Origin of the sequence: Aliikangiella coralliicola, assembly GCF_007004725.1 — a bacterium.
In the GTDB taxonomy this organism is placed as follows: domain Bacteria; phylum Pseudomonadota; class Gammaproteobacteria; order Enterobacterales; family Kangiellaceae; genus Aliikangiella; species Aliikangiella coralliicola.
Genome location: NZ_ML660167.1, coordinates 66,063 through 80,252, shown reverse-complemented (window position 1 = coordinate 80,252; position 14,190 = coordinate 66,063). Strand labels below are relative to the sequence as shown.

The following is a 14,190-nucleotide window of genomic DNA, read 5'->3' as shown; positions in this document are numbered from 1 at the left end:
TAATTATACATCGACATCATCAACGCAAACGTAACACCGACTTTCTTGTTTTGCGTTTTTTGGTAGGCTGGGTTTAAGAATAAAACTCAACATCGGCGTTAATCCCTGCCAATGATGTTGGGTTTCGCAACCCAACCTACAATATTTTATCTACTCGTAGCTCCCACCAATCAAAACTACAAAACACCCGACCTGGATATCTTTTTGAAGCACTTATCTAGATTCTTCGGAAAACTGCAGCGCGTGCAATCGCGCGTAGGCACCGTTTTTCTCTAATAAGCTATTGTGATCACCCTGCTCAACAATTTTTCCCGCATCCATCACAATAATATTATCAGCATTTTCAATTGTCGATAAACGGTGAGCAATCACAAGCGTCGTTCTGTTTTCCGTTAATGCATCAAGCGCTGCCTGAATGTGCCGTTCTGATTCAGTGTCTAAAGCAGAAGTTGCTTCATCTAAAATAATGATCGGTGCATCTTTATAAATTGCACGAGCAATCGCTAACCGCTGTCTCTGTCCCCCCGACAACTTAGAACCATTCTCTCCAACATTGGAATCAAAACCATGTTCAAGCTGATTGATAAATTCTAGCGCATGGGCTTTCTCTGCAGCTTGAATCATTTTTTCTTCATCAACTTCAGATTCGGCGTAAGCGATATTAGCCCTGACTGAATCATTAAATAAGGTCACCTGCTGTGATACATAGGCAATATTTTTTCTAAGGGAAGCGAGTTTATATTCTTCAATATTGGTACCATCGAATTTTATCTCGCCATTATCAAGTTCATAAAATCTCAACAGTAAATTGGTTAGCGTCGATTTACCACTACCTGAACGCCCTACTAACGCCACCGTTTCGCCCTGGTTAATACTAAACGAAACATTATCGATAATTGGCTTGTCACTATTTCCATATGAAAAACCAATGTCATTAAACTCAATAGAATCAGGTTTGGTCTCTAAAACTTTTTTACCTGTGTCTTTCTCTTTTTCACTGTCGATAACCTGGAAAATATCCTGCGCCGCTGCAATGCCTTGCTGCAAAACACTATTTAAGTTTGACACAACCTTTAACGGCTTGAGAATAAACATCATCATCATCACCATGGCAACAAACTCACCAGGGCTTAAAGTGCCGTTCTCTAACTCAAATGCAGAATAATAAATCACAACCGCCATCGCTAACGCGGCAATCAATTGAATTAACGGAACGCTGATTGCTTTTGTTAGAATAAGCTTCATATTTTGTTGACGGTTTTTATTAGCAACTTTGAAAAATCGATCTTTTTCGTAAACTTCTCCACTAAAAGTCTTAATGACTTTATAACCATCAACAATTTCCTGGCTTGTCTGAGTGACACCGCCCATTGCATTTTGAATATTTTTACTCACATTTTTAAAACGCTTACTCGTTACTGCGACAATAAGAGCAATAATGGGTACCGCAATAAAGTAAATTGTCGCCAGACGCCAATTCGTATAAAACAAAAAAGCGACAGCATAAATGATGGAAGCCCCTTCCCTCACCAGTTTTGTGATTGCATCGGAGCTTACGCTAGCGACCTGCTGAGTATTAAAGGTTACTTTGGAAATCAACTGACCTGAAGGATTGTCGTCAAAAAAACGGCAAGGTAAAGAAATATAACTTTCAACTAATTGTTGGCGTAATCTCTGAACAACATTTTGCCCAACCCATCCCATGCAATAGGTAGAAATGATGGAAGCTATTCCTCGAATCAACAAAATCCCAATAATAAATAATGGCGCTAATTTCATGAGCTCAATATTATCGCCAAGAAGCGCTTCATCCATTAGCGGTTCTGTTAAAGCGATAAACCACACATCCATTGCCGCGTAAATCAAATTAGCTAACATGGCAATAATAAAAATGGCGAGCAGATCTTTCACATAACCCAGTAGTCGCTTCAAGGTTGCTCTGGATGTTCTGGAATCGAATTTACTCATTCACGGCTCTCGGTTACTGTCGTTATTATTTTAATTATTGTATTGGACTGTCTATGTTCTAGTTTTCTATATTTTAGTCTGCTTTTATCAATCTTTAATTTTATTGACTCATTATTCTTTATTTTTTTGAGTCGCCATTTTCAGATTGGTAATGCCAAGTTGAGATGCCGCGTCTAATGCAGTAACAACAGATTGATAAGCCGTGTTTGCATCAGCGCTGATAATAACCGGCGTATTTGTATCGTCGCCAATCAACGGAGTTATCGCCTTCACCAAAGTATCCACCTGTGCATTCACTAACGATTTACCATTAATAAAAATACGACCTTCTTTATCGATACTAATCTCAATAACTTCCGGTTCTGTTTTCAGTTTCTCTACATTGGCTTTAGGCAGCTCCAGCTTAATTTGAGTTTCACGGGTAAAGCTGGTCGACACCATAAAAAAGATCAATAGCAAAAAGACCACATCAATTAACGGTGTCAGGTTAATGGCGACGTCTTGTTTTTTCGTTCTAAAAAACACGCAATTATCCTTTTAAAGTTTCTCGTTCGCCATGTAGCACTTCCACCATTTTCAGCGCCTCCTGTTCCATCGCGGTTACTAACTCTTCGACGCGTCTTTCATAGTGCCGATGGAAGATTAAAGCGGGAATACCAATAGTGAGGCCGGCGGCTGTCGTTATCAAGGCTTCGGAAATGCCTCTGGAAAGTGCGTTGGCGTCGCCGGTCCCCTGGATAGTAATGACGGTAAACACATCAATCATGCCGATAACGGTTCCGAGTAATCCGAGTAATGGTGTCACCTGGGCAATGGTTCCCAAAGTATTAAGGTATTTTTCCAAAGACAAAATGGCATGGCGACCGGCTTCCTGAATGCTTTCTTTCATGGTTTCCCGGCCATGAACGTGGTTAACCAAACCAGCAGCCAGTATTTCTCCAAGCGGCGAGCTTCCTTTCAGCTGCTTTAATTTATTTTTATCGAGTTGATTGTTTTTTATCCATGTCCAAACTTGAGCAACCAGATGTTTTGGCGTAATTCTCGTTCTTCTTAAACTCCAGCCTCTCTCGACACAGATAGCGAGTGCCGCGATGGAACAAAGCGCAATTGGAAACATAAGCCAACCACCGGCTTTAAGTAATTCGAGCATACAGTCTATTTTCCTTACTTTTTTGATAATCGTTTTATGAGTTAAAAAGCTTTTTTGATTAATCAACCACTAGATGTGCTGATTTCAGATCAGTTAACCACTTGATTTATTTAACCGTCTGATTTAATTAACCGATTGTAGCGATGCCCAGCATTATATCAAGGCTTGCTGTTAGTGACTTGCAAAATTGTTAATTTGTTCCCTAATTCTCAGTGATTTATTTGCGACTCTAGTACTGGCTTGTCCAGAAATGTGGTTGAGTTTCTCGCTCCGAGGATAATATCGCCCCGGTTTCTGGAGCGATTTTAAGAGTAATCGCACCTTGCTGATGGGTTACCCAAATTTGACTTTCCTGTTTTAAGTAACGCTGTACTACTGACTTTCTTGGAAATTTCCATTGATTATCATAGCCAGTCGAGAAAATCACATGTCTGGGATTCAGACGTTCCACAAACTCGCTGGTAGAACTTGTCTTACTGCCATGGTGTGGCGCAATCACGACATCATACTTGCCTATTCCTTTGGCTAGTAATTTTTTCTCCACGCGTTTTTCAATATCGCCGGTTAACAATATTTTATATTTTTCTTTTTCAACTGGACCAGCCTTTGTGAGCGGCGTCTGACTTTCTGTCGGTGCATCATAATTGCTTTGGGTCACTTCAATTGACAGAACACAAGAAGAATTATTTCCAGATAAGCTGTGTCTCGTTAACCGCTGATTATCTGATAGATTATTACTTGGTAGACTATCATCTGGTAAAGCATCACCTGATAATTCAGCAGACAAAAACTTGAAATGGACGTTTCCCCAACGCCAGTCAGTGTACGAGTGACAATTCTGTGATTGTGCAGCTACTAAAACTTCTCCGGCAATCAACTCATCAATTTGGAGTGATTGTTGAACGACTTTCAATCCACCGGCATGGTCTGCATCGCCATGACTAATGACCACTTTATCTAACCGTTTGATCCCCCTGGCTTCAAAAAAGGGTAAAAGCACCGAGCCGGCAATCGCGTACTGTTGCTTCCCCCAACCCGTATCATACAACAGGTTTCCTTCGGGAGTTTGTACATAAATAGCTAGTCCCTGCCCAATATCAAACACAATCATCTCAAAGCTATTTTCTTTTTCCGAAACTAATAGTGAAAAGGAAAATAGTAAACCAAGGGGCAGCAAAACTGCTTTAGATACCAACTTGCGTGGCACCAATAAAATCATGACCATCAACAAAAGCAGAAATATCGAAAAGTAATGCAAAGATAAAGTGAAGTGGGTCCAATCAAACGATGTTAATAGTGTCTGTAACCACCGAGTCAAATCGATAACTAGTGAAGCGAATTGAAATAGTTGCGATGCTAAATAACTGTTTACAATGCTAACCAGCGAAGCAACATAGGCAATAGGGGTTAATACAAAGCTAGTCAGCGGGATCAATAATAAATTAGCGATGATGGAAACAGGGCTAAGCAGATTGAAGAATAACAAAGTGATGGGAATTAACGCTAAATACAGATACCAGTTAACTTTCAGCCATTCAGTTACTCGGCGGCCTTCGCTGACTTCGCGGTTGATGACACAACTAATAATGAATATGGCAAAAAATGAGAGCCAGAAACTGGCTGATAATAAAGCAAAGGGATAGATTATCAAGATCACTAACAATGCGATTGATAACACGCTGGCAAGCCGATAATTTCGACCGCTCCAACGACTTATCAAAAAGATGAATAACATGATAAAAGCTCGCTGTGCCGGTAATCCCAAACCGCTCAGCAACAGCAACATAAACGCACCAATCAATGACCCAATTTGAGCGGCTTTTTGCGCAGACACCGTTAAACAAAGTCGGTGACTCAACCGCCATAAAAACAAAATAATCCAATAGGACCAGAGCGCAGCGATGCCAATATGTAAACCCGATATCGCTAAAAGATGGGAAGTACCGGTATTTTTAAAAAGTTGCCATTGGTCCGTTTTAACTTGGTCACGCTCTCCCATAGTGATCGCTAATATCAATCCTTTATTTGGAACGTCCGCCAGATGAGCACTTAAATAATCAAAAACTTTTTGTCTTAAGTAGTGGTAGGTGGAGGACAGCGTCAACTCATGCTCCATCAATATTGCACTTTTGATATAGCCATTTCCGCCATAACCTTCCGATAACATCCATTGTTCAGAGTCAAATCCAGCAGGGTTCACACGGCCGTGTGGTGGTCGTAACTTAACTGCAAATCGCCAGCGCTGACCAGCTTTTAGAGCAATTTCCGGTGGCGTGACATATTTTCCCCAGGTCAATTTAAATCGATTTCGTTGTCCGAAACTGAGCCTCTTCTGGTCAATGGAATGAATACAAAAATCAAAACGGTAAGAATCGTGACTAAAGCCCGGAATGCTGCAAATGTGGCCATCAATATTGGCGCGAACAGGTTCGGAAACGGTTGTACCGGAATAGCAGGACCACACTATGATATTGACGCAGCTCCAGCAGAGACCCGCTAGAAACATTCTGGTCAATGTTTGTTTAGCTTGAGAAAAATAGGTCAACAAGTAAACAATGAGGGCAATAACCAAAGCCCAGATTGCCTGTGACGACTTAGTTATAATTAATAAACTCATCATCCCTGATAAAAAAGCAAATGCCTTGATGCTCAATGAATATCCTTTTCAACTTTATCCAATTTTTATTCGGCTGACTATGACTGGTAGTGAAACCGATCTTTCTACAAAAGTTAATAATGTCACTATTATTAATCAATACGCTGTGACTTACATTTCCGTCAACTTACGGATACAATGAGCCACAATTTTTCGCTGCCTTTTGCTGTTCGCTAGTATGCCAAGAAAACTGATAAAACGCTATCTGCCTGATCCTGATGCGATCAAGGACAACAAATTTCTGAGAGTATTCGGAAAGTTTATCCATGATCCTCAGTTATGGCATCTGACCCGTTTTTCGGTGAGCCATGCTTTCCTGGTCGGCCTTTTCTGTGCGTTTATACCGGTTCCTTTCCAAATGGTTTTAGCGGCAGGTGGTGCGATAATGTTTCGCGCTAATATTGCCATTTCAGTCGCTTTAGTCTGGGTCACCAACCCAATAACAATGCCTTTCATATTTGGTTTTGCTTACCTGGTTGGTCTATGGACATTGGGCCAAGAAACCGATGGTACAGAATTTGAACTCAGTTGGGATTGGTTAGCCGCTAACGACTTCTGGGGGCCTTTTTTATGGGGCTGCTTCCTTTGTGGTGTGGTCGCTGCTGGACTAGGTTATATGGGATTACGTTTATTCTGGCGAATCCATATTTTAAGCGCCTGGCAAGAGAGAATTAAGAAAAGAGAAGCTCGTAATAAAGCAGGCTGATAGAAAAATCAGCCTGTATAACAATCATTTCCACTAACCTGCTTTAGAACGATTTATTTAGAGCAACTCAAAGATTGAACTCACCAACTACATTTGGCTTTGGATGTAGTTTTCCAAACCCATTTTATCAATTAAGCCCAGTTGTTGTTCTAACCAATACATATGATCCTCTTCAGTATCAGCCAGTAACTTCAATAATATTTGCCGAGACTGGTAGTCTTGTTCTTGCTCGCACACGTTAATCGCATCACGTAGCATTTCAGCAACTTTGAGTTCATAATCCAGATCGCTTTTCAGCATTTCTGGTACTGTTGAACCAATATTTAAGCCCGTTCTTTTTGATAAGTCAGGTTTCGCTTCAAGAAACAGCATTCGGTCAATCAGAAGTTGAGCGTGTTCTCTCTCTTCCTCTGCTTCATGGGAAATTCTTTCTTCTAACTTAGAAAGATCCCAATCGCCATACATTCTTGCATGGATAAAATACTGATCAAATGCACTTAACTCTGATTCAAGTAGTTTCTGTAATTGCTCTATAACCTTTTGATTACCTTGCATTTATTAATCCTTAGTACTTCGTTAATTAACATTATTAAAAATACTTCATACCGCCGATTGGAGGTAATTTTTCAATCCTGCGTTGTCAATCAGATATTGCTGGGCTTCTAACCAGTCAATTTGTTCCTCGCATTCTTCAAGAATGGATTCGAGGCACTCACGGCTGATAAAATCATCAGCTTTTTCACATGAAGCAATTGTCTTTACCAAAGCTTCACGTAACTCACTATCAAATTTCAAATTTCCAGCGAGAATCTGAGGCACATCTTCACCGATGTATAGTTTGCCCAGGTCTTGCAAATTAGCTAGCCCTTCAAGGAATAGAATACGCTTGATCAACTTATCAGACGCCTTCATCAGATAAATCGAATAGTCATAATCTTTCTTTTTCAAGTGATCCATTCCCCAGTTTTCGCACATTCTTGAATGCAGAAAATACTGATTGATTCCTGTCAGCAGATATTTCAATACATCATTGAGTTGAGCAATGATTTGTTTATCGCCTTTCACAATCCCTCTCCTAGCTTATTTCGGTTAAAGTAGTTAAAAGTAATACCCTGACTGTTGTTTCAATTGGAATCCAACTAATTAATATTCATATTTTCTCTTGACACTAATGAGAATGATTCCTATAATTATTCGCAGATTTAGTTGAGGTAAACCCATGTACGTCTGTATTTGTAACGCTGTAACTGACAGTCAAATTATCGAAGCGCAACAAAATGGCCACACCAGTATGAGTGCAATCACAAAACATCTGGGCGTAGGAAACTGTTGCGGACGTTGTGTGCCCACAGCCAAAGAAATACTGAAAGAAAACAGCGAAGTCCGAAAGTACATTCCGAAATTTTCTGATTCTCCAGCCCTAGTCCCAGCATAGATTTACCAGCTGCATATAAGATAATAGCACCTTTAATCCCTTTTTAGTTAGGTTTTTATTATAAGAAAATCGACTCTTGCCGCTATCGTCATTCTCTTTGGTTATTTTGGTAGAACTATTTCGTCGCCCCTGATCTATAGACACCCCAAGTTGATTCCATTACATTAGCGCTATCTGATATTAAATGTGCGAGTACAGTGATGAATCAAGCAGAACTCAGTTGTAGCGAATGTCTACCTGATGAACTCAGAATGCACGCTGGCGCTGCTACTCGGCAACTGAAAGCCCTGGCTAATGTTAATCGGCTAATGATTTTGTGCATTTTATCAGAAGGCGAACTATCGGTTAGTCAGCTAAACGAGATGATCGATTTATCTCAATCTGCCCTCTCCCAGCACCTCGCAAAGCTGCGTTCTGATCAGCTGGTTCACACTCGACGGGAATCACAAACAATTTATTACTCGCTAAAAGAAGGCGTTGCCAAAAACATTATTAGCACACTACATGAATATTATTGTGCCTAACCCGAAATTCTGAATTTTCTCACACCATAAATTTTCCAATTCAACGGCTTCTAGCCGCGCAACAATCAAACACTTTTCCAAATATAATTTTGAGAAAGCCATGTAATAATGGATTTTTACATTTTTAGGCTAGTTTTCTAATACAGCTGTGTGTATCGTACTTCGGTCATAATAGAAATAAGCAGAAAACGAGACTTCGCACTGCAACTAAATATTTCTTTAAAATCATATTGTTACAGAAAAAAGTAACAGCCAAAATCTACAAAAACAAAACCATATAATAAGAATAATTGAAAACAACCAGTCAAAAAACAATAAAATTCCTTTAGGAGATCGCCCTTTATGAAACCAAATAAGTTGATAATCGCCACACTAATATCCGGCGCGATATTCGGATGCAGTGACCAGTCGAGCAACACTAGCACGCAAGAACAGACAAAACCCCAGGAAAAAGCAAAAGTTGAGAGCACTTCTGCCAAACCAAGCCAGCAAACTCAAAACCTGCTACTGGCAGAATGGGCAGGTCCATATCAAGGCGTCCCTGCATTTGATAAAGTCAAATTGAAAGACCTCAAGCCTGCACTGAAAGAAGCAATGGCAAGTAACCTCAAAGAAATCGAATCTATTGCTAACAATTCCGAACCAGCCACATTTGAAAATACCATTGTAGAAATGGAGCGCGCAGGTAAGTCCTTAAACCGAATTTTCACCTACTGGGGTATTTGGAGCAGTAACACCTCTACACCAGAATTTCGTGAAATACAGGCTGAAATGGCGCCAAAAATCTCCGCATTCTTTTCGAAAATCAATCAAAATGAAAAGCTCTTTCTACGCGTAGAAACCGTCTATAAAAGCGACGAAATGAAGCAATTGCGGCCAGATCAACAAAGGCTGGTTAACCTGACTTATAATGGTTTCGCACGAAACGGCGCAACACTCAAGGGCGATGCTAAGAAACGCTATGCAGAAATCAATCAGAAATTAGCAGAGCTGCATACCAAATTTGCCAATAACATTCTCGCTGACGAAGAGAACTATGTGCTCTACCTCAACAAAGAACAAATTGGCGGGCTACCAGAATCCATAGTTAAAGCCGCAGCTGCTGCCGCTAACGAACGAGAGCAAGACGGGAAATATGCCATCACAAACACCCGTTCATCAATGGACCCATTTTTAACCTATTCAACTGAAAGAGAATTGCGCAAAAAGGTCTGGTCGACCTATTACAACCGCGGTGACAATGGTGATAATCACGACAATAATGCCATTATCGCGGAAATACTGAAGCTTCGTCATGAAAGAGTTAATTTGCTCGGTTATCCCAACTACGCTTCATGGCGACTAGAAGATCGTATGGCCAAAAAGCCAGAAAATGCGATTAAGCTGATGGAAGCGGTTTGGCCCGCTGCTATTGCAAGAGTTAAACAGGAAGTTGCAGACATGCAGACCCTTGCAGCTAAAAGTGGACAAATTGACGCAATTAAACCTTGGGATTATCGTCACTATGCTGAAAAAGTTCGTAAAGCCAAATACGCATTAGACTCAGATGAAGTAAAACAATATCTGCAATTAGATAAACTTCGCGAAGCCATGTTTTACGTCGCGGGCCGACTTTTTAACTTCAAGTTCACCCCTGTTAAAGAGGGTTCTGTTCCAGTATTTCATCCTGATGTTAAGGTCTGGGAAGTAACCAAACTAGGTTCTGGCGAGCATGTTGGATTGTGGTATCTTGACCCATTTTCACGTAAAGGCAAACGCTCTGGTGCCTGGGCCACCAGTTATCGCAGCCACACGACATTTGACGGTAAACAAAACGTATTAGCGTCAAATAATTCAAACTTTATTAAGCCAAGCCCGGGAGAGCCAGTATTAGTTTCATGGGATGACGCTGAAACTTTCTTCCACGAATTCGGCCATGCGCTACATGCCTTATCCTCTAATGTTGCTTACCCAACATTGAATGGCGGTGTTCGAGACTACACCGAATTTCAATCACAACTACTAGAAAACTGGTTGGCGACCGATGAAGTTATCAGCCAATTCCTGGTTCATCACAAAACAGGTGAGCCGATGCCGGCTGAACTAATCAACAAAATTAAGAAAGCAGCAACATTCAACGAAGGCTTCAAAACAACAGAATATCTTGCTTCTGCATTAGTCGATATGAAACTTCATACTTCTGATCCGAAAGATATTGATGCCGATAAATTTGAACGAGAAACCTTGGCGGCACTCAATATGCCGGAAGAGATTGTTATGCGTCATCGTACACCTCACTTCGGTCACATATTCTCTGGAGAAGGCTACTCCGCCGGATACTACGGTTATATGTGGGCAGAGGTTCTTACAGCAGATGCTGCAGAAGCTTTTGCGGAGGCACCAGGCGGCTTTTATGACAAGGCTTTGGCAGCCAAACTTGTAGAGCACTTGTTTAGCGTTAGAAATGCCGTTGATCCTGCTGACGCCTACCGAGCGTTCAGAGGCAAAGATGCCAGCGTGGAAGCACTAATGAGAGCTCGAGGTTTCCCTGTAACTCGCTAGGCTTCACATAAAATCAGACAAAACTGTTTTAAGCCCGCCATGCGCGGGCTTTTTTAATACCTCGTTTCACGAGAGAGCTGCCAGTAACTACGAATATTTAGTAAATTATCAACATTCGTATTCATCAATTGATATCTCACATTTTGAATATTATCTTTATAAAAATTCGTATAGAATAGCTTATCTTTGATAACTAATTGTTTTAAGCCGCAGGAAGTCACCTGGTGAACAGTAATCGAATAGCAGACGAGTTAAATCGGCTGACTGAACTCCACAAAGAACTGGTAATTATTGCCGAGAAATTGCGCATCGGCGGTGATAGTGATAACAGCAAAGCCGTTCTGGAAGTCGCATTTGGTTTACAAAGCTCTCAACTCAATATTCTAACCAGTATGGTTAATGATCCAACTCGAACACGAAAAAAACAGGCTTGACTGTCTAACTGGTTGAATCTAACCGGTTGTGACTGTCAAGCTGCCGCCCTCCTCTAATTAGTCTATTTTTTGAGCTGGTAATAACTGCTCTTTGCCGATTCAGACGAATTAATTTTTCAAAAAATAAGATTCTCGAAAACCTTTTCTGATTTTTTAAGTAATAATAATAAAATCAGGTCAAATAAGCGCATTAAGAACGCGCCTGGCCAATAAAACCGGGGAAAATTGGATTTAATGTATTCAGAGCAAGACTTGATGTTAAAAGTGAAAGAAGGTCAGTTAGGTTACCTCGCCAATCTTTTCGAAAAAAATAAGCAAGGGCTGTTTAGTTTTTTCGTGCGAATGGGTCTGAATCGAGCACTAAGTGAAGATATGGTTCAGGAAACTTTTGTCAGAGTGCTTGCTTATCGCACAAGTTATCGAGCGGAAAGTACATTTAAAGCATGGTTATACCGGATCGCTCGAAATACTGTTTCTGATCACTTCAGAAAAATGGGAAACCAGGAAATACATGATCCTTTTGTTGAGCAAGATTTTAAAGGCGAAAACTCACCACTGGAGATATTAGAAGATGAGCACCAGCACAGCATGTTCGATAAGGCTCTGGCATCACTTCCGGTTGAACAAAGAGAAATAATCGTGCTAAGTCGATTTCAACAGTTTAGTTATCAGGATATTGCAGAGCTACTCAACTGTAACCTAAATACTTTGAAAACGCGGATGAGGACGGCAATTGAAAAGTTACATGAACGATATCAAGTTCTTTGCGGTGAAGCCCAGTGAACGGAACAAATGATTAATTGAATCAACCAACCTGCTCCTTGAAAAAACAGTTGAGTGAGCAGAAAGGAAGTGACTAAGACATACAAATGTCAATAGAGACAAAACGAGTGAATGTATGAAACACGAAGATATTATTGCTAAAAAAATCGAGTTGCTACAAGCAGGAGATGGGCAAAACCTGCCTGAAGAAATGCAGCAGCTTGTTGATAGCTCACCTGAGTTAGCCAGTGAGATTAGTTTTATGGAAGCTTTATGGCAAGCAGATAACCATCAACCTGTCGAGCAACCTTCTCAGCAAATGGACGCCAGGTTTTACCAAATGCTTAGTCAGACACAATCTGAGTTGAACTCGGCTAAACCGCCTCTTGAGGCTACGACAAAAAATAAGCCAGATTCAACTTTAAGCGGTTGGTTAACCAGGTTATTCAATCCACAACCATTAGCCACCATGGCGTTATTGGTCATGGTGTTTGGGCTCGGTTATGTGACTAACAACACCTCACCTGAGCCAACCCCTCATGTTTCAGCAGTAGTGTCTAAACTCGAACAAAAAATCGAAACGCTAAATACCATGGTCGCACTTAATATGCTCAACGATCAATCAGCAAGTGGACGACTTGCCGGCGTCAGCTATAGCATGAGTAATCAGGCGAATGGAAAAGTCACCCAGACATTACTCCAACTACTTAATTCTGATAGTTCAAGCGCAGTGCGCCTGGCAATAGTCGACACCGTTTCTCAACGATTGAATGAAGAGAAACTTCAGAATCAATTGCTCGATAGTATTACCAAACAAGATTCACCAATTGTCCAGATTGCGCTTATTCAACTGCTACTAAAAGACGGCAGTCAAACCAGTAAAAAACAAATTTACGCGCTATTGGAAAATAACCAGCTAATTGATGAAGTGGCAGATTATCTAAATGTTATTAAAACACCGGCTCAGGAAGCGTAGCTGACAACCGGTTTAATGGGAATAGATTCAAGTCAAAACAGTAAAATCTTTACAGACTGGAATAGATACGAATCTAAACAAATACGAATTAATATATACGACTAAAAAAGAGGTATCGCTCGTGAAAAAAGCAACAATCATCGCAACATTTTTTGTGTTTCTTTCTGCTAATTTATTGGCAGAACCCAGAACAATTGAACGTAGTATCAGTCTAACTGACCCAGCTAAAGTTGCTGAACTCGACATCTCTTTGATGAGTGGTACTATCGCGGTTGAAGGCTATAAAGGAAAAACAATTGAGATAAGCGTGACTACAGGTAGCCTTAAAAAGCTTGGAAAAGTAAAAAAAGCAGAAACGTCGACACACGGAAAAAGTGAAAGTCATTCGAGTTCAGGTCGCTCCACTAAAGGCCTAAAGCGAATTACCAATTCGGCAATTCAACTTTATATCGAAGAACGAAATAACAAGGTGAGTATTGAGTCTTCACAGAAAAGCCATAAGATCAATGTGAGTGTAAAGGTTCCTTTCAACACCAATCTTGAACTCGAACTTCACCGTGGAAGTGATATTAATGTAACAAATGTACATGGTTATATCGATATTGAAAATCCTCGCGGTGCTATTGTTGCAACAGGAATTAAAGGGCCGATTGTTGCTGAATCTGGACGCAAAGATGTAACTGTCGTCTTCGATAGTTTCAATCCTAAAAATCCTTCATCATTAACCGCTCACCGTGGTGTTATTGATGTCACATTACCCAAAAAGAGTAAAGTGAATATTGAGGTCAAAACTTATCAAGGCGATATCTTTTCAGGAATTGATGCTGAGTTCAGGAGCATTGATAAAGTTGATAACAACAAAACTGAAAACAGGCAACGGATCTCAATCGGCGGAGCGATGGCGGCGAAGCTAAATGGTGGCCAGCAAAAGTTAATGTTGAATACCTTTCGAGGAGACATATACATTCGCGAAAAATAAAGGTTTTAATCCTTTGTCGCCATTCGCTTTTTTGAATCGTGAGTTTCAACACAAAGTAA

General features: G+C 40.6%; 14 protein-coding genes. 8 read left to right on the top strand and 6 right to left on the bottom strand.

Annotated features, from left to right (window positions below; all coding sequences use genetic code 11):
• Positions 1-213 precede the first annotated feature (213 nt).
• The 4 genes from msbA to FLL46_RS18070 form a co-directional block, all read right to left on the bottom strand.
• Positions 214-1,968: a lipid A export permease/ATP-binding protein MsbA gene (msbA, locus tag FLL46_RS18085; protein ID WP_142932755.1), complete on the bottom strand. Its 1,755-nt coding sequence runs from the start codon at positions 1,966-1,968 to the stop codon at positions 214-216.
• Between the two features lie 111 nt (positions 1,969-2,079).
• Positions 2,080-2,493 (bottom strand): ExbD/TolR family protein, encoded by a 414-nt coding sequence (locus FLL46_RS18080; RefSeq protein WP_142932754.1) that lies wholly within the window; start codon positions 2,491-2,493, stop codon positions 2,080-2,082.
• Between the two features lie 4 nt (positions 2,494-2,497).
• On the bottom strand, positions 2,498-3,118 hold the full coding sequence (locus tag FLL46_RS18075) for a MotA/TolQ/ExbB proton channel family protein (protein ID WP_142932753.1): 621 nt from the start codon (positions 3,116-3,118) through the stop codon (positions 2,498-2,500).
• A gap of 229 nt (positions 3,119-3,347) precedes the next feature.
• On the bottom strand, positions 3,348-5,771 hold the full coding sequence (locus FLL46_RS18070; RefSeq protein WP_142932752.1) for a DNA internalization-related competence protein ComEC/Rec2: 2,424 nt from the start codon (positions 5,769-5,771) through the stop codon (positions 3,348-3,350).
• Between the two features lie 181 nt (positions 5,772-5,952).
• Between FLL46_RS18070 and FLL46_RS18065 the strand changes: the two genes are divergently transcribed.
• Entirely contained in the window at positions 5,953-6,480 is a 528-nt protein-coding gene (locus FLL46_RS18065) for a DUF2062 domain-containing protein (protein ID WP_142932751.1), read from the top strand.
• Between the two features lie 87 nt (positions 6,481-6,567).
• On the opposite strand, the gene bfr (FLL46_RS18060) is transcribed toward FLL46_RS18065, so the two are convergent.
• Together bfr (FLL46_RS18060) and bfr (FLL46_RS18055) are read right to left on the bottom strand one after the other, a co-directional pair.
• Entirely contained in the window at positions 6,568-7,035 is a 468-nt protein-coding gene (gene bfr / locus FLL46_RS18060) for a bacterioferritin (protein ID WP_142932750.1), read from the bottom strand.
• Between the two features lie 45 nt (positions 7,036-7,080).
• Positions 7,081-7,545, bottom strand: a complete 465-nt coding sequence (gene bfr, locus FLL46_RS18055; protein WP_142932749.1) for a bacterioferritin — start codon at positions 7,543-7,545, stop codon at positions 7,081-7,083.
• Positions 7,546-7,699: 154 nt separating this feature from the next.
• On the opposite strand from bfr (FLL46_RS18055), the gene FLL46_RS18050 reads away from it, so the two are divergent.
• From FLL46_RS18050 to FLL46_RS18020, 7 genes are all read left to right on the top strand, one after another.
• A complete protein-coding gene (locus FLL46_RS18050) occupies positions 7,700-7,915 on the top strand; it encodes a bacterioferritin-associated ferredoxin (protein ID WP_142932748.1) in 216 nt (71 codons plus the stop codon).
• Between the two features lie 251 nt (positions 7,916-8,166).
• Positions 8,167-8,439 carry an ArsR/SmtB family transcription factor gene (locus FLL46_RS18045; RefSeq protein ID WP_246119355.1) on the top strand — a complete coding sequence of 91 codons (273 nt, stop codon included), beginning with the start codon at positions 8,167-8,169 and terminating at the stop codon, positions 8,437-8,439.
• A gap of 342 nt (positions 8,440-8,781) precedes the next feature.
• A complete protein-coding gene (locus FLL46_RS18040; protein ID WP_142932746.1) occupies positions 8,782-10,980 on the top strand; it encodes a M3 family metallopeptidase in 2,199 nt (732 codons plus the stop codon).
• Between the two features lie 224 nt (positions 10,981-11,204).
• On the top strand, positions 11,205-11,414 hold the full coding sequence (locus FLL46_RS18035; protein ID WP_142932745.1) for a hypothetical protein: 210 nt from the start codon (positions 11,205-11,207) through the stop codon (positions 11,412-11,414).
• A gap of 234 nt (positions 11,415-11,648) precedes the next feature.
• Complete coding sequence (locus FLL46_RS18030) at positions 11,649-12,197, top strand: RNA polymerase sigma factor (RefSeq protein ID WP_142932744.1); 549 nt, start codon at positions 11,649-11,651, stop codon at positions 12,195-12,197.
• A 115-nt stretch (positions 12,198-12,312) separates the two neighbouring features.
• Complete coding sequence (locus tag FLL46_RS18025) at positions 12,313-13,152, top strand: hypothetical protein (protein WP_142932743.1); 840 nt, start codon at positions 12,313-12,315, stop codon at positions 13,150-13,152.
• Between the two features lie 121 nt (positions 13,153-13,273).
• Positions 13,274-14,131: a DUF4097 family beta strand repeat-containing protein gene (locus FLL46_RS18020; RefSeq protein ID WP_142932742.1), complete on the top strand. Its 858-nt coding sequence runs from the start codon at positions 13,274-13,276 to the stop codon at positions 14,129-14,131.
• The last annotated feature ends 59 nt before the right edge of the window (positions 14,132-14,190 follow it).